The sequence below is a fragment of the Tannockella kyphosi genome, assembly GCF_021054785.1.
Lineage (GTDB): Bacteria > Bacillota_I > Bacilli_A > Erysipelotrichales > Coprobacillaceae > Tannockella > Tannockella kyphosi.
In genome coordinates this window covers 890,703-911,745 of sequence record NZ_CP088239.1, presented here as the reverse complement: position 1 = coordinate 911,745, position 21,043 = coordinate 890,703, and the positions used below count along the sequence as shown (strand labels likewise).

Annotated in this window: 22 protein-coding genes; 4 read left to right on the top strand and 18 right to left on the bottom strand. The window is 29.3% G+C overall.

All coding sequences use genetic code 11. The features are described 5' to 3' along the window. Positions 1–3: 3 nt before the first annotated feature. From LRR82_RS04670 to LRR82_RS04655, 4 genes are all read right to left on the bottom strand, one after another. Positions 4–1,200: an ATP-binding protein gene (locus tag LRR82_RS04670; RefSeq protein ID WP_249030367.1), complete on the bottom strand. Its 1,197-nt coding sequence runs from the start codon at positions 1,198–1,200 to the stop codon at positions 4–6. 44 nt (positions 1,201–1,244) lie between these two features. Further along, complete coding sequence (locus LRR82_RS04665) at positions 1,245–2,609, bottom strand: PFL family protein (RefSeq protein WP_249030366.1); 1,365 nt, start codon at positions 2,607–2,609, stop codon at positions 1,245–1,247. Positions 2,610–2,621: 12 nt separating this feature from the next. After that, positions 2,622–2,894 carry an ACT domain-containing protein gene (locus LRR82_RS04660; RefSeq protein WP_249030365.1) on the bottom strand — a complete coding sequence of 91 codons (273 nt, stop codon included), beginning with the start codon at positions 2,892–2,894 and terminating at the stop codon, positions 2,622–2,624. A 117-nt stretch (positions 2,895–3,011) separates the two neighbouring features. Then, on the bottom strand, positions 3,012–3,329 hold the full coding sequence (locus LRR82_RS04655) for a PTS sugar transporter subunit IIB (protein WP_249030364.1): 318 nt from the start codon (positions 3,327–3,329) through the stop codon (positions 3,012–3,014). Between the two features lie 133 nt (positions 3,330–3,462). Here LRR82_RS04655 and LRR82_RS04650 point away from each other — a divergent pair, with 133 nt between their 5' ends. Continuing rightward, the gene (locus LRR82_RS04650) at positions 3,463–4,011 is read left to right on the top strand and encodes a metallophosphoesterase family protein (RefSeq protein WP_249030363.1); all 549 of its coding nucleotides are present in this window, start codon (positions 3,463–3,465) and stop codon (positions 4,009–4,011) included. A 12-nt stretch (positions 4,012–4,023) separates the two neighbouring features. Here LRR82_RS04650 and LRR82_RS04645 read toward each other — a convergent pair whose 3' ends face one another. From LRR82_RS04645 to yqeH, 8 genes are all read right to left on the bottom strand, one after another. Next, positions 4,024–4,362 (bottom strand): helix-turn-helix domain-containing protein, encoded by a 339-nt coding sequence (locus LRR82_RS04645; RefSeq protein WP_249030362.1) that lies wholly within the window; start codon positions 4,360–4,362, stop codon positions 4,024–4,026. Between the two features lie 162 nt (positions 4,363–4,524). Continuing rightward, positions 4,525–6,792, bottom strand: coding sequence for a peptidase U32 family protein (locus LRR82_RS04640; protein ID WP_249030361.1), 2,268 nt, complete (start codon positions 6,790–6,792; stop codon positions 4,525–4,527). Continuing rightward, entirely contained in the window at positions 6,792–7,484 is a 693-nt protein-coding gene (locus LRR82_RS04635) for a 5'-methylthioadenosine/adenosylhomocysteine nucleosidase (protein WP_249030360.1), read from the bottom strand. Before LRR82_RS04635 ends, LRR82_RS04640 begins: the two co-directional genes overlap by 1 nt. A 2-nt stretch (positions 7,485–7,486) precedes the next feature. Continuing rightward, positions 7,487–8,200, bottom strand: a complete 714-nt coding sequence (locus LRR82_RS04630) for a class I SAM-dependent DNA methyltransferase (protein WP_249030359.1) — start codon at positions 8,198–8,200, stop codon at positions 7,487–7,489. Between the two features lies 1 nt (position 8,201). Beyond that, positions 8,202–8,546 carry a ribosome silencing factor gene (gene rsfS, locus LRR82_RS04625; protein ID WP_249030358.1) on the bottom strand — a complete coding sequence of 115 codons (345 nt, stop codon included), beginning with the start codon at positions 8,544–8,546 and terminating at the stop codon, positions 8,202–8,204. Further along, positions 8,539–9,639 (bottom strand): nicotinate-nucleotide adenylyltransferase, encoded by a 1,101-nt coding sequence (locus LRR82_RS04620; protein ID WP_249030357.1) that lies wholly within the window; start codon positions 9,637–9,639, stop codon positions 8,539–8,541. Before LRR82_RS04620 ends, rsfS begins: the two co-directional genes overlap by 8 nt. Beyond that, positions 9,639–9,926: a ribosome assembly RNA-binding protein YhbY gene (yhbY, locus tag LRR82_RS04615; protein ID WP_249030356.1), complete on the bottom strand. Its 288-nt coding sequence runs from the start codon at positions 9,924–9,926 to the stop codon at positions 9,639–9,641. The genes LRR82_RS04620 and yhbY overlap by 1 nt, the downstream gene beginning before the upstream one ends. Positions 9,927–9,937: 11 nt before the next feature. Continuing rightward, positions 9,938–11,035: a ribosome biogenesis GTPase YqeH gene (gene yqeH / locus LRR82_RS04610; protein ID WP_249030355.1), complete on the bottom strand. Its 1,098-nt coding sequence runs from the start codon at positions 11,033–11,035 to the stop codon at positions 9,938–9,940. Between the two features lie 249 nt (positions 11,036–11,284). On the opposite strand from yqeH, the gene LRR82_RS04605 reads away from it, so the two are divergent. Further along, the gene (locus LRR82_RS04605) at positions 11,285–12,448 is read left to right on the top strand and encodes an IS110 family RNA-guided transposase (protein ID WP_249028595.1); all 1,164 of its coding nucleotides are present in this window, start codon (positions 11,285–11,287) and stop codon (positions 12,446–12,448) included. A gap of 219 nt (positions 12,449–12,667) precedes the next feature. Here the strand turns inward: LRR82_RS04605 and LRR82_RS04600 are convergent, their stop codons facing one another. Next, entirely contained in the window at positions 12,668–13,720 is a 1,053-nt protein-coding gene (locus LRR82_RS04600) for a CAP domain-containing protein (RefSeq protein WP_249030354.1), read from the bottom strand. 196 nt (positions 13,721–13,916) lie between these two features. Between LRR82_RS04600 and sigK the strand changes: the two genes are divergently transcribed. Next, entirely contained in the window at positions 13,917–14,621 is a 705-nt protein-coding gene (sigK, locus tag LRR82_RS04595) for an RNA polymerase sporulation sigma factor SigK (RefSeq protein WP_249030353.1), read from the top strand. Here the strand turns inward: sigK and parC are convergent. Beyond that, on the bottom strand, positions 14,618–17,131 hold the full coding sequence (gene parC, locus LRR82_RS04590; protein WP_249030352.1) for a DNA topoisomerase IV subunit A: 2,514 nt from the start codon (positions 17,129–17,131) through the stop codon (positions 14,618–14,620). The two genes, sigK and parC, sit on opposite strands and share 4 nt — an antisense overlap. Further along, a complete protein-coding gene (gene parE / locus LRR82_RS04585; RefSeq protein ID WP_249030351.1) occupies positions 17,132–19,069 on the bottom strand; it encodes a DNA topoisomerase IV subunit B in 1,938 nt (645 codons plus the stop codon). A 106-nt stretch (positions 19,070–19,175) separates the two neighbouring features. Between parE and plsY the strand changes: the two genes are divergently transcribed. Continuing rightward, positions 19,176–19,775: a glycerol-3-phosphate 1-O-acyltransferase PlsY gene (plsY, locus tag LRR82_RS04580; RefSeq protein ID WP_249030350.1), complete on the top strand. Its 600-nt coding sequence runs from the start codon at positions 19,176–19,178 to the stop codon at positions 19,773–19,775. 22 nt (positions 19,776–19,797) lie between these two features. On the opposite strand, the gene LRR82_RS04575 is transcribed toward plsY, so the two are convergent. The 3 genes from LRR82_RS04575 to LRR82_RS04565 are packed head-to-tail and all read right to left on the bottom strand — an operon-like array spanning position 19,798 to position 21,035. Then, a complete protein-coding gene (locus LRR82_RS04575) occupies positions 19,798–20,427 on the bottom strand; it encodes a histidine phosphatase family protein (RefSeq protein ID WP_249030579.1) in 630 nt (209 codons plus the stop codon). A 23-nt stretch (positions 20,428–20,450) separates the two neighbouring features. Then, the gene (locus LRR82_RS04570; RefSeq protein WP_249030349.1) at positions 20,451–20,657 is read right to left on the bottom strand and encodes a YneF family protein; all 207 of its coding nucleotides are present in this window, start codon (positions 20,655–20,657) and stop codon (positions 20,451–20,453) included. 24 nt (positions 20,658–20,681) lie between these two features. Beyond that, a complete protein-coding gene (locus LRR82_RS04565; protein WP_249030348.1) occupies positions 20,682–21,035 on the bottom strand; it encodes a hypothetical protein in 354 nt (117 codons plus the stop codon). Between the last annotated feature and the right edge of the window lie 8 nt (positions 21,036–21,043).

Here is a 21,043-nt window from a genome sequence, read left to right as displayed (position 1 = left end):
CCTCTAATCTAAAGATAAAATAAACTGTTTTGCTATTCTTCCAGAATATCCACCATGGCGGATAGCCCAAGTAAGAGCGCTAGCATGTAATTTTTCTTTGTCTTCCATTCGTTTATAACGTACTGCTAGTGCATCGATAATTTCTAAATACTCTTTACGATCAGGATGTGCAAATAAAATAGATTCTCCAAAACGAGCACTTAATGATAATTTTTCTTGTTTTGCATCATTTACATTAATTTCATCATCACTTCTTTCACCCCATGTTTGTTTAATTAAATGACGACGATTACTTGTAGCATAGATAAGAATATTTTCAGGTTTTTTCTCTAACCCACCTTCTATCACTGCTTTTAAATATTTATATTCTACTTCAAACTCTTCAAATGATAAATCATCCATAAAAATAATGAATTTATAATCTCTTGATTGTAATTCTTGAATAATAGATGGTAGTTGAATAAATTGATGTTTATATACTTCTACCATTCTTAGACCATCTTTATAATATCGATTCAACAAAGCCTTAATACTACTAGACTTACCAGTCCCATTGTCACCATATAATAACACATTATTAGCCTCTTTACCTAATAAGAAGGCTTCTGTATTTTTACATAGTGCTTGTTTTTGACGAACACAACCAATTAAATCATCTAAGCTTTCATTACCAATATGAATGATTGGACGAATAGAGTTTTCATAATAACGAAATGCTTTATTTAAACCATATTTTCCAACACCATAATGAATATAATGATTTTTTAATATATTATAAAAATCATGAATATTATTGGCTTGTGATAAATCATTTTGTAAATCTAGTAAAATTGAGAATATTTCTTTATTTACAATATGTTTGGTGTTTTTAAAGTCTTTTAATAGCGTGTTCATTTCTTTGTTTTCGATTTCAATGTTAGATTGGAATAATTGATAAAAATAGGCAAGATCGTTTTTCACAACTAGTTCAAGACTTAAAGAGATATCTTCTTTTCGCTCTAATGCTAGTGTAAAACAATTTTCATTATGTACTAATAGATATGTTAAATAACTATGCCATAAGTTCTGTGAAAAGTCGTATTTATCGGCCATTTCAATTAATGACATAGCAACCTTGCTAAAATCCCCATCCAAATAACTTTGATAGCATTCCTTAATGTCTAAATGATTATTATCTAATTGATAAATATATAATTCCATAAATGATTCCTCCCAATATTTAAAAAAGACGTTATCCGTCTTTTTTAGTTTTTAAAGCTATGAATTGGTGCTGGTATACTACCACCACGATTAATAAATTCAGCACATTCAAATTTATTTACTGGCATAATTGGTGCATAACCTAATAAACCACCAAATTCCACTATTTCACCAACATCTTTTCCGATAACAGGAATAATACGAACTGCTGTAGTTTTTTGATTTATCATCCCAATTGCCATTTCATCTGCGATAATCCCTGATAAAATTGTATTGCTTGTATTACCAGGAATAGCAATCATATCTAATCCCACAGAACACACGCATGTCATTGCCTCTAATTTTTCTAATGTTAAAGCGCCTCTATTTACAGCATCAATCATCCCTTGATCTTCACTAACAGGAATAAATGCCCCAGAAAGACCCCCTACACGACTACTTGCCATTACGCCACCTTTTTTAACATGATCATTTAAAATCGCAAGAGCAGCAGTTGTTCCAGGTGCACCAACGCTTTCTAATCCCATTCCTTCTAAACAATCAGCAATACTATCCCCAACAGCAGGTGTAGGTGCTAAAGATAAATCAATAATTCCAAAAGGAATATCTAAAGCTTTCGATGCTTCATAAGCAACTAATTGTCCAACACGTGTTATTTTAAAAGCTGTTTTTTTAATAATTTCACATAACTCACCAAAATCTTTTCCTTTTGCAGTAGCAATAGCGTTCTTTACTACCCCAGGACCACTAACTCCAACATTGATAATGCAATCAGCTTCACTAACACCATGGAATGCTCCAGCCATAAAAGGATTATCATCAGGTGCATTACATAAAACAACCAACTTAGCACAACCAATAGAATCATTATCTTTTGTATATTGGGCTGTTTGTTTAATAATTTCTCCCATTAACTTAACAGCGTCCATGTTTATTCCTGTTTTTGAAGAACCAACATTTACTGAGCTACATACATTATTTGTTACTTTCATTGCTTCTGGTATAGAACGGATTAGTAACTCTTCAGCAGGTGTCATTCCTTTACTTACAATTGCACTATACCCACCGATAAAATTAACTCCGGTTTCTTTTGCACAACGATCTAACACTTTTGCTATTTTAACAAAATCATCTGTTGTTTTACAACAACTTGCTCCCACAAAACCAATTGGTGTAACTGAAATTCTTTTATTAACAATAGGAATTCCATATTTCTTTTCAATATCATTCCCTGTTGAAACAAGATCTTTAGCGTACGTAGTAATTTTATTGTAAATGTTTTGGCATACTACATCCACATCACCATCCATACAGCTTAACAAACTAATTCCTAACGTAATTGTACGAACATCTAAATTCTCTTGTTCAATCATTTTATTTGTTTCATTAACCTCAAAAATATTAATCATCAATAATCCCTCCTACACACGATGCATCTGATGAAAGATATTTTCATGTTGTAATTTAATAATAACCCCTAATTCATCTCCATACTCTTCCATTTCTTTACTAACACTTCCAAAATCATCCTTAATGTTATTTATATCCACAACCATCATCATATTAAAATAACCCTCTATGATTGTTTGAGAAATATCCAAAATATTAACCTCATGTTTTGCTAAGAAAGTACAAACTCCGGCAATAATACCTACTTGGTCAGCACCAACAACTGTAATAATTCCTTTTTCCATTTCTTATCCCTCCTAAATTTTTAATATTATATCATACAAGGAAGTAAAAAAAAACATATTTTGTATACAATCTGTAAAATAAAAAAGGAAGCAAATGCCTCCCCTTTTCTAGTTGAATTATTCTCCTAATAATTTTAAAGCAGCTTCAAATACAGCTTTACCATTCATTGTTCCATAATCTCTCATATCGATTACATCAACAGGAATTGCTCCACCTTTACGTCCTTCAGCTAATTTTTCAATTGCAGCTTTTTGGAATCTAACTTGTGGTCCTAATAAGATACAGTCTACTTCTTCTAATACTCTTGGTGCATCTGAGAATGGTAATGCAAAAATTTTACATTCGATTCCAGCTTCTTTAGCTGCACCTTCCATTTTTGTTACTAATAAACTTGTTGACATACCAGCCGAACAAACTAATAAAATATTTTTCATTTTCATACACTCCTTTTTTCTATAAATTAATTTTAACAATAAAACCTTCTTTTGTAAACACTTTCTTTTGAAAAAAAAGAATTTTAGCAAAAGTGAAAAGCATATGCTATAATAAAAAAAAGAAGGTATAGAAATGAAAATATTAGTTGTAAGTGATTCTCATTTAGAGAATGAAATTCTAGAAAATGTGATAAAAAAACATCCTGCTATGGATGCATATATTCATTGTGGGGATTCTTCTTTAAAAGCCAGTGATCCTTTATTGAAAAAATTTCATGTTGTTTTAGGTAATCATGATGATGATTATTTTCCTTTGGAAAAAATCATTTCAATAGGTGGAAAAAAAATATTAATTTTACATGGACATAAACATAATGTTTATACTGATTATCAAATGATTGAATCTTATATGTTGAAAAATGATATTGATTTATGTTTGCATGGCCATACTCATATTCCTAGTTATTACAAAAATGATGCAATAACAATTATCAATCCAGGAAGTTTAATGATTAATCGTGCTAGTTATGGATTTGGAACCTATGCCATCGTTACCATTGACAATAATATTGATGTCCAATTTTATCACCACATAACCCATGATGAGTGTAGCAAAAAAGTGCTAAAAAATGGACGAGATACGATGAATAAAATAAAATATTTATTAATAAAACAAAAATAGATGATGAATCACCTATTTTTGTTTTTGTCTTTCTTCATTGCGTTTACGTTTATATTCAATAATAAACATAACTTCTTTTAAGTCTGAATCAGGTAGTTCCGTTAGTAATCTTGCAATATTAGCGATATTATAATAATCATATTTTTTACCACTCATTATTTCTTCTACACTACGACCATATAAATGAGAGAATATTTTTAATTCTTCTACAGTAATATCTCTTTTTCCGTTTTCAATATCTGAGATTGCTGAATGAGGAACATTTAAATATGTTGCCACTTCTTTTTGTGTTAAATGTTTAAAGTTACGATATGATTTTAATCTTTTTGCAAGTTCTAGATCTATTGCCATATATCTACCTCCTATCAAAATTTTAGCATTTTCAAAAGAAAAATACAATATTTTTTTGAAATAATGCAAATATGTCTATTATTTTAGAAATTACCTAATAAATATATTGTCATAAAAAAGAAGAAAAACATAGAAAATATCGGAATTTTCTATGTTTTGTCACTAATAAATAGAAAACTCATTTAATACATTTATTATTTCTTCATCACTTTCAAAAGTAAAATCTAAGATACCATAGTTTACACCTAGTTCTTTTATATTCTTTTTATATATTGGTTGATAATGATAGATATGATTATTACATGATGAATCCACTTTTATTTTAAAAGTTTTTTTACCATCACTAATACTATATTGACCTTTCAAACAAGCATTACATCCGACTACCTTTTTTTGATAATAATGATTACTAATAACACAGTGTTTTAATGTCATTACTTCCATAAAACCATATACATACATATATACTGATTGGCTATAGTTCAAATTTTTAATTTGTATATCACTACATTCTTTTGATAGAACGACATCATTTTGATTAAAGTGTTTTAAGGCATAAGAGTTATAAATATTGTGATTACTGTCCAATACACATGTCACATGCTCTTTTAAAAGTTGATATGCTCTTATATCACTTACCATTACTTTGTGGACTTTATGGATGTGTCCACTGTTTATGAAATTTAATATTGTTTTGCTTGTTGTTAAAAAATCAGTATAGAAACATATCTTTTTATTATGTTCTTCAAAACATGTAAAAGCTTGGTTTATATCTTCTTCCATTGAACAATAGATTTCTTCTACACTATAATTAACTACTGTTTTTAATTGACTAAGAGAAGTGACTTTTAGTACATACTGAAAATCAGTTTGATATTTTTGTTTAGAGACAATCATGAAATCATTTTTAGACTTACGAGGATATACTTCTAATCTCTTTAGAGATAGTTTTTCAATAATAATTCTTCTCATTTCATTTAATTCTTTAATAGAAAAAGTGTAACCCGTAGGGAAATCAATAAATACATTTTTTAAAGTATATATTGTATTACCTAATTTTTTTAATTGTGATTCAATACGGTCTATAGAAAGTTCCGTTTTTATTGCTTTTTCTATTTTCGATTGTGATGTGTAAGATACAACAATGCCACTATATTCAGCACATAAAACAGGATACTGATCTTCAACAGTGAATTTCATGGTGATAGGTATTTTAATAGTTTCTATTTGATACGATTGATTTGCTTGTTTAATTTCATGAATATCATAAATACGATACACAACTTCATCGATTGGAATATTTTGATTCATTTCTATTTGAACTATTTGATCTGGTTTGCCACTATTAACTAAACGACCTTGATAATATAACTTTGTTATTGTCCTAGGGAGATCTTTACTATGAAAAAGAATACGATCATTTTGATGTATTTCTTGTGATAGTTTAATAGAAAGAAGTTTGTTCTTATGTGAATAGCCTGTTATTTTTCCTATTTCTAAACCTTTATTACCAGAAAATTGTCCTGATAATAAATCGGTCTCACTAAAAATATGTCCGTTAGTAAATCCACGATTAAACATTGTCTTCATTTTATGTATCATCATTTCTGTTTGATCAAGTGATTTTCTTTTTAAATAAGTATCGATAGCTAAACGATATTGTTTAACAATTGTTGCTACATATTCCGGTCTTTTCATTCTTCCTTCTATTTTAAATGAATGAATTCCGGACTCTATTAGTTTATCTACATGTTCAATAGTACATAAATCTTTTGGAGATAATAAAAATGTATTTTTTAAACTAATATCCTTATCATTTAGAGTAAGTCGATATGGTAATCGACAAGGTTGTGAACATGATCCTTTATTACCACTTCGATCAGTTAAAAAGCTACTAAACAAACATTGTCCAGAGTACCCCATGCAAAGAGCACCATGAACAAAAACCTCAACATCTAAATTTGTTGAAGTACATATTTCATTAATTTCTTCTATCGTATTTTCTCTTGCCAAAACAATTCGATCAACACCTAACTTTTCATAATATTGGGCTGTTTCTTTATTATAAATACTTGCTTGGGTTGACATATGAACCTCTAAATCAGGAAAACATTCTTTTACCATATGCAATAGTCCAATATCTTGAATGATAAGGGCATCTACTTGATTGTTATACAAAAAAGTAATATATTCATATAATTTTAAAAATTGATCATCTTGGTATAAAGTATTTACTGTTACAAATACTTTTGCATTTCTTAGATGGGCATATCGAACAGCATCTACAATTTCTTCATTTGTAAAGTTAGTAGCAAATGCTCGGGCACTAAAATCATTTCCACCTAAATAAACAGCATTAGCTCCATTTTGGATAGCTGCAATAAATGCTTCATAACTACCTGCTGGAGCTAATAATTCTATATTTTTCATTATAATTGTTGAATAATTGCAACACACAATTTTGCTGAGTTTTTACTAGCAATCTCTAAATATTCATTGAATTGAATATTTGAAGGTTCACCACCAAAGACATCACTTAATGAACGTACAATAATAAATCTCTTGTTAAAATTACTACATACATGCCCTACTGTAGCAGCTTCCATTTCAGCACATAGTGCTTCAGGGAAATTAGATTGTATCATTTCCACTTGTTGCTTTTCAAAAATAAACTGGTCTCCTGATGCAATAATACCAATAGAAGCCTTTAATTCTTCTTTGTTTAAAACTGATTGTGCCAGTCCTACTAGTGCTTTATCTGCCTCAAAATACAAAGAGCTTCCAGGTACTTGTCCTAATGGATAATCAAATCCTCTAACATCAACATCATGATGTACTACTTTAGAAGAAATAACAACATCTCCTACTTTTTGAGAAGTATATAATCCTCCTGCTGAACCAATATTCAAGACAATATTTATTTGAGGATATTCGATAAATAATGAAGTACATACAATAGCAGTATTAACTTTTCCAATACCACCTTGTAATACAATTACTTCTTTACCAGCAACATTCCCAATCCATGCTGGATTGTTTTGTAACATTATTTCTTTACTATCATTTAAATATTCTCTAATAGCTGCTACTTCTTCACTCATAGCTCCAATAATTGCAATCATTATTATCTTCCTTTCTTACATACAAAGATCACTCTTTGACATTCCTCTTTATATTTTCCAAAATCACTAAATAATTCAATATCCTTAAACCCAGCCTTGTTTAATAACTTAACATACTTATCAACATCATAACTTTGTTGAATATGAGTTTCACTAACCTTCTCATTTTCAATCTTATCTTCAATATAAATTTCATGTTTCACTTTGCCTATTCCAATAGAAGATACTTTCCAATCAAAAACAAAATCTTCATCTTCATTATGCTCCACATAATTATTTAATGTAACATTCATTTTGTGCATACTATTTACATCAAAAATAAAATGACCATTATATTTTAATGATTGATAAGCATTTTTAAAAACTTGAGTAACATCTTTTGTATTTAGGACATAATTAATGGAATCACACGAACATAAAACCAAATCAACAGGTCTGTCGATTTTAAAATCAACCATATCAATTCTAGCAAGTAAGAGATTTACGTTTTCATGATTTGCTTTTATTCTTGCTACTTCTAAAATATCTTTAGAAATATCCGTTGCATAAATTTCTTTGTTATCCTTGCTAAAACGGATCGCTAATTCTCCAGTTCCACAAGCAAGTTCCAAAATAGAGTTATATTTAGCATTTTCTTTTATAAATGTATAATAATCATCATAAAAAGATTCATCCATTAAGCTATCATAATAATACGCAAATTTCTCATAAGCCATATTAGTCAATCATTCCTTCAATATTTACTCTAGGCATATCTGCCCATAATTTTTCTAAATTATAAGCTTTTCTTTCTTCTGTTTCAAAAATATGTACAATAACATCAGCATAATCCATTAAAATCCATTTACTGTTTTTCATACCTTCAATTTTCTTAACAAAAATACCATTCTCTTCTAATTTATCTTGTACGTTATCACGTATTGCTTGCATTAATCTTTCATTACTTGCTGTACATATAATAAAAGTATCAAAGATAGGACTAGCTAATTGCATATCCAATACTTCAATATTATCTGCCATTTTTTCATCTAATGCTTTTACTATTAATTCTACTTTATTCATTCTCTTCTCCTTTAGTTACATATATTTTATATATTTCATAAAATGATTGATCAATTGGTCTATTCTCTTTTTTAGAATATTCATAAAAATCAATCAAGCATTGTCTAAATCCTGCATCAATATCACTAATACATAAAGCTATTTCCTTGCTTGAGTCATAACCACGATAAGGATCATATTTATCAGCTACATAAATACATTTAGCTAACTTAGACATTGTCGTACTACCAGTTGTATGACTACAAATAGCTTCTAAAATTTCTTTATCCTTTATACCATACTGTTTTTTTGCTAGATAAGCCCCTAACCATTGATGGTATAAAACAGGTGCTTTTTCTAGATATTCAGGATAATGCTTTTTCATTAATTTCTTTGCTTCTGTTTTATCTAATTCTTTTGCAATATCATGAAACATAGCTGCAACATATGTTTTTGTTGTATCAACATTGTTGTTTTCAGCAATTTTCACTGCTATATTTGTCATTGATGCACTATGTTCATATCTTTTTTTAGACATTTTACTAGCAATCACGGTATCCAAATAAATTCCATTATTAAAAATATAGCTACGAACTTTTTTATCTAAAGAGTTAGTGTCACCATTTCGAATAGCACTACTTGAGATTTCAAGAGCTGGTTTATCTAATAAGATAAAATGATATTTATCAAGATTTTCATGATATGTTTGATATCCCCCTCGATGGAAGGCTACTAAATTTACTAATTCACTAATTTTTGATGCTTTTTTCCATAAGTGAAACTTTTCAACATGATCCATACCCATTATTAAATAAAGAGTATCATCTTTGTATTTATTTTGTAATTTTTCTAATGTGTTTATAGTATAATTCTTTGTTTCATTATCTTCTAATTCCATTGTTTCAATGATAATATCACTATCTTTCCGAGTCGCAATATGAAGCATTGTTAAACGTTGTTCATCCGTTGCATAACTCCCCTCTTTCCAAGGGTTATTGCCAGTAGGAATAAGTAATATTCGATCTAATTGTAACGCTGATTTTGCATATGTAATTAAATCGATATGACCTAAGTGAATTGGATCAAATGATCCACCTAAGATACCAATTTTCATTAAGGTAATTTAATAATTTTCTCTGGACTTGGTTTGTATAAAACAATGGTTCTTCCTAAAATTTGAACTACATCTGCTTTTGTTTGCATACTTATTTCTAAGGCTACTTCATTTTTAGACTGTGCACATGATTCTAAAATTTTAATTTTAATTAGTTCTTTGTTTTCTAGGGCTGTCATAATTCCTTTGATTTGATTTTGATGCACCCCTTCTTTTCCAATTTGGAAAATAGCATTTAAATTATGAGCTTGAGCTCTTAAATATCTTTTTTGTTTTCCTGTTAACATATATATCCTTTCTATATTAGTGCTTCTCGTAAGAATACACCTACTCCTTTAGGAGCTTTAATTGTTATTTTAGCATTATTTGATTCAACACTAATAAATCCTAAACCAGAGATAACAATATCAGATTTATGTTTCCCTAATGTGAAGTCATGGCTTTCCATTTGAACTGTTGTTTCAATTTCTTCAATTTTAGGTTCTAACATATGATTTGTTAAATATGATTTATCCGCATTTTCTAGTTTACAACGACTTATATTTAAATGTCGTGGAAAATAACAAGTAAATGAAGATTTATCTCCTTTTACAAAGTCCATTCTCGCAAGTCCTCCAAAGTATAAAGTTTGTTGACTAGATAGCTGAAACCCTTTTGGTCTAAGTTCTGTTTTAGGAACAATCGTTTTCAAATGCTCTGGCTTTACTAAATGAGCCATTTGATGAACATTAATAATACCCGGTGAATCATATAAGGAAGTTGTTTCATCTAATGGTATTTCAATTAAATCAAGGGTTGTCCCTGGGAATTCACTAGTTGTAATTAAATGTGTATTATCTTTGGTATAGTGTGTTAATAGTGCATTAATCATTGATGATTTTCCAACATTTGTGACACCTACTACATAGACATTCCTATTTTTACGATAAGTATGAATACTTTCCATAAGTGCATCTAAATTATAATTTTTTATACCACTTGTTAATAAAACATCTACCGGTTTAACATTATGTTCTTTTAATTGACGACGAATCCAATGTTCAATTTTTCTATCTTTTAAAGATTTAGGTAGAATATCTCTTTTATTACCAATAACTAATATATCATTATTATTAACATGTCGTGTTAAGCCTTGAATTAAACTTCCATTAAAATCAAATACATCAATTAAATAAACAACTAAACAATCTTGTTGACCAATTGTTTGTAATATATTTAAAAAGTCATCACTAGTTAAAGATGTTTGTTGAAGCTCATGATAGTTTTTCATTCGAAAACAACGACGACATAAAACATGTTCATTGTTAGTTGCGTTTTTTGGTACAAATCCTATCTTATTTTCATTTTCACTTTGAATGATTGCACCACATCCAAAACATTTTAATTCTTGAGTCATATATTCTTGTATGATATTAATGATCCTTGTTTCACTAATTTCATACGCTCCTTTCTTATATTTGTTATAATGGATATAGAACCTATGTTTTGATTTTTACTATGGCTTTCGTCCATTTAAAGGAGACTAATACCATGGCTCTATATTTTTAATTTATAGTTGGATAAGCGTTAATGCTTTTATGTCACGCAAGGATATAGATATAGACTGCCATGGATAGACAAGGTTCTAGAAAGGTGGTCTATTTTTATGACTTATTACGTAGGCATTGATATTGCCAAAACAACGCATTATGCTTGTGTTATCACAACTCATGGTGAGGTGATTCACCAACCTTTTCCTTTTGATAATTCAAAAGAAGGGTTTCATTTATTACTTTCCAAAATATCTTCTATTGATAAAGAAGATATTCTAATTGGTTTTGAATCTACTGCTCATTACCATCAAAACTTACATTCTTATCTTTCTACTCTTGGATACCACTGTGAGCTTATTAATCCCATCATTTCAAAACAGTTTCGTGGTTTATCAGTTCGTAATGCTAAGACGGATAAAATTGATGCTATGTCCATTGCTCAACTTCTTTCTTATCAGTACAACAATTCACAAGGTCAAGACTTTCTTGTTTCTGACTTACGTGTATATTGTGATGAAAGAGTTCGTCTTACTAAACAAAAGACAAAACTATACATACAACTAACTGCAGAGCTAGATCGTGTGTTCCCAGAGCTTAAATCCTTCTTTAAAGGCAATTTAAAGACGAATGCAGCCCATAATTTACTAAAACGATACGCTACAGCTAAGGAAATAAAAGAAGTTCGAAATGAGGCTTTGACAAAGTTAATTTCTAAAAACAGTAAAGGCTTCAACCTCGAACGTATCAAAGACCTTAAATCGTTAAGTAAAAATAGCGTTGGCTTTCATTCAAACGCAATCTCTTTTAGAATTAAAAATATCATACTCCAAATCGAACTTCTAGAATCGCAGATAGAAGATGTAGAAGCAAACATCATTGAAATGATGAAAGAAATAGACAGTGCTATATTGAATATCCCTGGTATGGGCTATATTCAAGGTGCTTACATCTTATCTGCTATCATTAGTATAGACCGATTTGATAGTCCTTGTAAAGTACTAGCTTATGCAGGATTAGATCCAATCATAAGACAGTCTGGTAATTTTAATGCAAAGAGAACACGTATGTCTAAAAGAGGAAATGCTACACTACGTTATGCACTGATATGGGCAGCTCATAATGTGGCAAAAAATTCAACAACTATGAACACTTACTATTTAAAGAAACGCAGTGAAGGAAAATCTCATTACAATGCCTTAGGGCATTGTTCAAAGAAACTAGTAAACTATATTTACTTTGTCTTAAATAATCCTGATGAAAAATTCATCTTAGAATAATTTTTTAAAAATAGCTTATTCCACCTTTTTTAGTGCGCTCTTTTTTATGATTCAAAAGAAATTTAATTTTTTATCATTTTTCTCTTGAAAAATCATAGTTGGTCTCCTTTACTCTTCACTATCTTGATATTTTACACTATATTACTAGAAATTGCACGAAATACTGTGCAATTTTAGATATTTTTAAAAAATAAAGAACAGGTTGTATTCCTGTTCTAATTAATGATCATATGAAACTAAAGCAACCCAACGATTATTCATATAAGCAACTGCAATTCCAGTAGCTTTTAAATCTACATCCATTAATTTTTTATATTCCGATTCGGAAGCTAACCAATCAGTTACTACCTCAGATGCAGTATATTGAGCAGTTTTTGAATGCTTAGAGAGCATTTCTGCAAAATAGCCATATTCCCCACTATTACGATATACACTCGCCATATCGTTGTTATAAACTGTTTGAATCTCATTAGCACGGATAATAGCTAAGTCACCTAATGTGCTACTATATTCTAAACTATCTAATCCCAGTTTCGCTCTTTCATCATTGATTAATGCAATGGCATCATATGATATTTCAGGAGCTGACATATTAGCTGTGTAGTCGGTAGTTGATGAACTATTTTGATCACTACTTGAATCACTTGATGAACTATCATTATCTGATTCATCATGAGCATCATCTTGATTCGTTGTATTCCCTGTTACTGTAACATTTATTGAATAAGAAGCTTCATTATTAGAACTATCATAAGCAGTTGCAACAATAGTATAATCTCCATTAATTTGTTCATCAAAATCAGTCATATTAACAGTCATTGAAACCTCTGTTAAATCTGTTGCATTAAATAAAGCTATAAAATCATCTTCTGACATTGCTGATCCAGCAGTTATTATTTGATTTTCTGTTTCATCAAAAACTGGTGGAATTGTATCGACAACATGAATATAAAAAGACACTTGTTCTTGATCATATGTGATCGTTGCTAAATAACTTCCCATCGCAGGATAATCTTGATCCTCTTGGTTTTCAATATCCACACTCATCACTGCATTTGCCATCACTGTTGCATCAGTAGAATCAAGATAACGTCTTGCAACAACAGAAACAGCTTCTCCATATTCACTATAAAACTCATCTTGTAATAAATTTAATTCACCATCAGATTGACTTGAATTTTGAACATTTGTCACATAATAAACCCCTGCTCCAATCATAAATATAACAGCAATAATAATCCCTACAATAATAACACGTTTTTTTCTCTCCATAAATTTTATTCCTTTTCCCGTATTTTTAAATCTTGTCCAAAGAAATTATAACACATTGTCCGAATGATTAACATTTATATACACAAAAAAAACTAAACAATGATTAAAAATAAGAAATGTATAAACAAAATAATACTACTTATTATCGTAGTCATATTTAGACTATTTTTTCATAAGTATATTTGAGGTGAAAGAAATGTTTTTATCCATTATGAGTTTATTATCAAATATCTTTTTTGTTTCTTATGTTAAAACACAAACCTTTGAAAAGCCTTTATCAAAATTAGAAGAACAAGAATATTTAGAAAAACTTTTTCAAGGAGATAAAAATGCAAGAAATATACTAATTGAAAGAAATCTTCGATTAGTAGCACATGTGGCCAAAAAATATGAAAACAAAAAAGATTTACAAGAAGACTTAATAAGTATTGGTACTGTTGGTTTAATTAAAGGTGTCGATAATTATAAACCGGAACACAAAACAAAACTAGCAACTTATGTTGCTAGATGTATTGAAAATGAAATATTAATGCATCTTAGAACAAATAAGAAAACAAGTCTTGATGTTTCTATGAATGAAATTATTGGTAGTGATAAAGATGGTAGCGAAATTATATTAGAAGATCTTATTCCAGATAAACAGATTCCTATCTTAGATCAAATCGTACAAAATGACTCCATTAACAAATTAAAACAATACTACCATATATTAACTACGCGAGAACTAAAAACCATAACTATGCGTTATGGTTTAAATCAAACTACTGTATACACCCAAAAACAAATAGCGAAAGAACTAAATATTTCTAGGTCTTATGTATCACGTTTGGAAAAAAGAGCGCTTATAAAGCTATTAAAAGAATATTTAAAAGATAATCAAAATGAATCTTTTAAATACTAATCATCCAACATTGTAAACAGTGTTCTTTCCATTTCTTCTTTAAATGAATCATGTTCATTTTTCTTCATTGTTGGAGCCACTGTTTCAATCTTTACTAATTTTGTATCTTGAATAATATCAGTAGTTACTAAATGAACTACTTCTGTTTTATTCGTAGTCATAGAAGTAGGTTTTTGTTCTAAAGATGCATTACTATAGTCTTTAGGTACAAGACGATAAACATCCTCTGTTGTATGTACTTGAAGTAAAGTATCAATTGGACAAACAATAACATCTTTTAAATGAATTGCTTTCGATTTAGGATTTTTATAGACCGTCATCCCTTTTGCTTGTCTAGAACATAATTGAATATCATCTAACTTCAAACGTTTGACACCCACATTTTCACTAAATAACATAATCGATAAATTAGCAAAAGGATCAAAAGTATTTGCTGCAATTAAATGGTCATCTTTCACATTTAAAGCCTTAATACCAGCTGCTTTAGTTCCTACAATCGAAACTTCCTGTTCACTATACATTCCTGTATAACCAGCATATGTAGATAATAACACAGCACAATTGCCATTAGTTAAACTAGCACTAATCACTTCATCATGTTCTTTTAATCCAAAACATTTTAATGATTTAGAATATCTTGTTACTTCAAAATCTTCTAATTTCGTACGTTTTATTTGTCCAAATTTAGAAACCATTAAAATATAAAATGGAGCACTAAAATCATGAACAACAATAGCTTCTATTATTTTTTCAGTAGAATCAATAGAAACTAAATAACTAACATGTTTACCTATATCTTTCCATTTAAATTCTTCAATCTTATGGGCAGGAATATACAAATAATTTCCTTTATTCGTAAACAATAATAAACTTTCCACTGTATTCATTTGAATTAGTTTTAATAAATAATCATCCTCTTTTTTACCAATTAGACTACCTTCACTAGCTTTAATAGAACGATTAGAGATTCTTTTAATGTATCCATCTCTAGTGATGGATACATTGATATCTTCACTAAGAATCATTGCTTTTTCATCAATTTTAATCTCTTTGATTTCATCTTTAATAATAGATAAACGAGGTATTTTATAAGTATTCTTGACTGCTGTTAAACGATTAATGATTTCTTCCCTTAATCTTTCATCACTATCTAAAATAGCATTTAGATAAACAATTTGTTTATCTAAATCATGATCTTCATTTTGTAAAGAAACAATATCTGTATTAGTTAAACGATAAAGTTGTAACATAACAATTGCTTCTGCTTGTAATTCACTAAAATCAAACTTAGTAATTAAGTTATTTTTAGCATCCCCTTTATCTTTTGATTTACGTATTAAAGCAACTACTTCATCAAGGATAGAAATTGCTTTAATTAACCCAGCTACAATATGTTTACGACGATTTGCTTTTTGTAAATCAAATAATGTGCTTTTTGTAATTACATCAATTTGATGGTTGATATAACCATCTAAAATATCTTTTAATCCCATTAAGTTAGGTCTTTTATCTTTAATAGCTACCATATTATAATTATAGTTCTTTTGTAAGTCTGTATTTTTATAAAAATAATTTAAAGTATTCTCAATCGATACTTCTTTTTTTAATTCAATAACAATCATTAAGCCATCTCGATCTGATTCATCACGAACTTCAATAATACCATCAATATTTCTATTAAAACGTATTTCATCAATTTTACGGACTAATTCCGCTTTATTTACTTCATAAGGAATTTCACTAATACATATTTTATTCATTGTTTTTGTTTGTTCAATAGTAGAAACAGCACGTAATATTACTTTCCCTTTCCCATATTTAAATGCTTGTTCAATTCCTTCTTTACCTTCTACAATCGCACCGGTAGGGAAATCAGGACCTTTCATATGTTCCATTAGTTGTTCTAATGAACAATCAGGATTTGTAATACGACAAATCGTTGCATCAATAACTTCATGTAAGTTATGTGGTGGTATATCTGTAGCATATCCAGCAGAAATACCAGTAGCTCCATTTACTAATAAGTTAGGATAAGCTGCCGGTAAAACAGTTGGTTCATATTCAGTATCATCAAAATTTAATGAAAATAGTACTGTTTCTTTGTCAATATCTTTTAATAACAATTCACTAATCGCTGATAAACGAGCTTCTGTGTAACGCATTGCAGCTGCTGGATCATTATCGATAGAACCGTTATTCCCTTGCATATCAACTAAGGGGACACGATATTTCCAATCTTGTGACATACGGACCATTGCATCATATACGGAACTATCACCATGTGGGTGATAGTTACCAATTACGTTACCAACTGTTTTTGCTGATTTACGATAAGCTTTGCTTTGTAAGTTACCTTCTTTAAACATCGAATATAATATTCTTCTTTGAACTGGTTTTAAACCATCTCTGACATCTGGTAAAGCACGATCTTGAATAATATATTTTGAGTATTTAGCGAATCGATCTCCCATGATAATATCAAGGGACATTTCTATTTTTTTATCAATCATTTATTTACCCTCAATTTCATAAGTATCTTCTAAAGAAAATTGAACATTTTCTTCAATCCATTCACGTCTAGGCTCTACCTTATCACCCATTAAAACAGATACTCTTCTTTCAACTATGGCAGCATCATCAATCGATACTTGGATTAAAGTACGTGTTTCAGGATTCATTGTAGTATCCCATAATTGGTCTGCATTCATTTCTCCTAATCCTTTGTAACGTTGAATAGCATAACCTTTTCCTAATTCTTTTTTTGCTTCTTCTAATTCATGGTCTTCCCATGCATATAATATTTGTTGCTTTTTACCAACTTTTTTAGAAATCTTATATAACGGAGGCAAGGCTATAAAGACCTTTCCTTGGACAATTAAATCACGCATATAACGATAAAAGAATGTTAGTAATAATATTTGAATATGAGCCCCATCTGTATCGGCATCGGTCATAATAATTACTTTTCCATAATTACTATCTTCAACCTGAAAATCACTACCAACACCAGCACCAATTGTATGAATCATGGTTGATATTTCTTCATTCTTTAAAACATCACTTAAAGCCGCTTTTTCAGTATTAATAACTTTCCCTCTTAAAGGTAAAATTGCTTGATGTTTACGATCACGACCTTGTTTTGCACTACCACCAGCTGAATCCCCTTCTACTAAATACAATTCTTTTTTCTTTTTATCTTTTGATTGAGCAGGAGCTAACTTCCCACTCAAAATACGTTCTTGTTTATTTGATTTACCATTTCTTGCTAATTCTCGAGCTTTTCTAGCTGCTTCTCGCACCATTCTAGCTTTAATCATCTTTTTAATTAAGTTATCAGCAATTGCTTTGTTTTCTTCTAAATAAAACGATAATTTTTCATAAACAACATTATCAACAATCGCTCTTGCTTCAGGAGTTCCTAATTTAGATTTTGTTTGTCCTTCAAATTGTAAATATTTTTCAGGTATTTTAATAGAAATAATACCTGAAAGTCCTTCACGTACGTCGTTTCCTTCTAAGTTCTTATCTTTATCTTTTAACAAAGCATATTTTCTAGCATATTCATTAAATGTTTTTGTTAAAGCAGATTTAAAACCTGTTTCATGTGTTCCACCATCACCAGTTCTAACTAAGTTAACAAAAGAAACAATAGTTTCTTGGTATCCACTAGTAAATTGAAGAGCTACTTCTACATCAAATTCATTATTATTTCCTTCAATTAAAACAGGAGGATGTAAAACTTCTTTATTATCATTGATATATTCACTAAAGGCAATTAAACCTTTATCAAATTGAAAATGATCTGATTTATCATTTCTTTCATCAAATAAATCAATAGAAACACCATTTAATAGAAATGCACTTTCCATTAATCTCTCTCTTATAGTTCCATAATTAAATTCAGTAACTGAAAAAATAGATGGATTCGCTAAAAAATGAATAGTTGTACCTGTCTTTGTAGTTTTTCCAATTTCTTTCATTTTTGAAATCTTTTTAGCACCATCTTCAAAACGTTGTTGGTAAATTTTACCATCACGATGAACCGTTACTACTAACCAAGAAGACAATGCATTTACAACACTTGCACCAACACCATGTAATCCCCCAGATGTTTTATAACCACCATCTTCAGAAAATTTACCACCTGCATGTAATACAGTTAAAATAACTTCTGTAGCACCTTTTCCAGATTTATGCATCCCAGTTGGCATTCCACGTCCAAAGTCAGTAACTTCAATACTATTATCTTTTTTTATAGTGACATTAATTTGATCGCCATATCCAGCTAATGCTTCGTCGATTGCATTATCAACAATTTCCCAAACCAAATGATGCAATCCTCTACCATCCGTAGAACCAATATACATTCCTGGTCTTTTACGAACTGCATCCAGTCCTTCTAATATTTGTATATTATCTTCAGTATATGAATTAATTACTTTTTTCATTTGTTTATTCCTCCTACAACTATATTATTATACCTAAAATTCAATTTTTTTCAAAGCTTAGTTGAATTATTTCAGTTATGCTTTATAATGATTTTGGGTGATGAAAATGAAAGAATGTTTATTAATTATTTTAAGTTATTTATACGGATCTATTCCTTTTGCTTTAGTAATAGGAAAAGTGTTCTATAAAACAGATGTCCGTCAACATGGTTCTGGAAATTTAGGAGGATCTAATGTTGGTAGAGTCCTTGGAAAACCAGCAGGTATCGCTTGTATCGTCTTAGATGCAAGTAAAGCTTTTTTAGTAATGTTTGTCTGTAAGTATTTTGTTATTCATTACAATCTAATTCCAGATTTCTATTATTTATGTGCTTTTGCTTGTGTTATAGGTCATTGTTTTCCTATTTTTGCAGGATTCAAAGGGGGAAAAGCTGTTTCCACTGCGATTGGTTATTTCTTTGCTATTAATCCTCTAGGAGCAGTATTGTCATTAGTTATCTTTTTTATCGTTTTAAAATTATCAAAATATGTATCATTATCTTCTTGTATTGCATCTGGCACAGTATTGATTTTTTCACCATTATTAAATCTTAGCATGCTTGGTACAATCGCTACATGGGGGATAGTTTTATTATTAATATATCGTCATAAATCTAATTTTATCAATATTAAAAATAAAACAGAAAGAAAAATTACTTGGATGTAAAAAAGAGGGCTTCCCTCTTTTTTTATTTTCCGTAATTTTTTTGTTGATAATCAGGTGATAGATGTTTGCTATCATTTAAATAATGGATACAAAAAGTATGTCCATCATAATCTACTTCACTTAACGAACATCCTCTAAATACCTCATTAATTTCTGGTAAGTTTTCAATAGGACAACTCTCTATCATACTTCTTAAAACAATCATCATCATTCCATGACCAGTAATAAATATTGTTTTATCTGAATGCTTTTTATAAATATCATCTAAGAAAATAGATAATCTATCTTTTACTTCTTGAAAAGTTTCTCCATTAGGTAAAGATAAATCAGAAGTTGGTTGATTCCATAAACACCAATAAGTTTCTTCTTTTAATAAATCTTTTACATATCTTCCTTCAAAATCACCAAAATTCATTTCTTTTAAACGATGATCATAATAAATAATATCATCTTCAAATAAAATATTTGTTGTTTGTTTTGCTCTTCCTATGGGACTAGAATAACAATAATCAATTTGTATCTCTTTCATCCGTTCTTTTAATAGATATGCATCTTCCACTCCTTGAGTAGTTAAAGGTGAATCTTGCCACCCTTGTAAACGATGCTCTTGATTCCAAATAGTTTTGGAATGACGACAAAAATATATTTTCATAAACAAAAAATAAGGGTATACCCTTATTTATATTGTGCATTAACAGATGATAAGATACGTTTGATTTGTACTTCGCTAGGTTTTCTACCCATTTCCATAAACATAGCACGAATCATTTTTTCATTGATTGGTGGATTTTCTCTCATTTGTTTTTTGAAGAAATAACGAGCTGCGAAAAATCCAATAATTAATCCCACTACTATCCCTAAGATTACTGATAATATATCCATAAGATACCTCCTATAATTAACTTTCTATGATATTATAACATAGTTTTGTGTTTTATGACAAATCAATTCGATAAAAGAGTTTGTTTTTTGACAGCTTTCGATTTCTAGACAATATTCATGGACGATGCATTTTGAAATTTCATTCGTTAATTGATTTTCTAATTGATGATGATTATGTATTTTTTTATAATCATCACGTTGATAGAAGTTACTATAGAAAAATGAATTGAAATCTGTTGTATTTTCAAGTAATAAATCTATTTGTTGATTATAAAAAGAATTTGTATCAGTTAAGCAAGATAGCATAGTTTTTAATGCTGGATATTTTTGAAACATCGCATTCTTTTCTTGTTTTATAATGTATATTTTATATCTCATCGAATCAC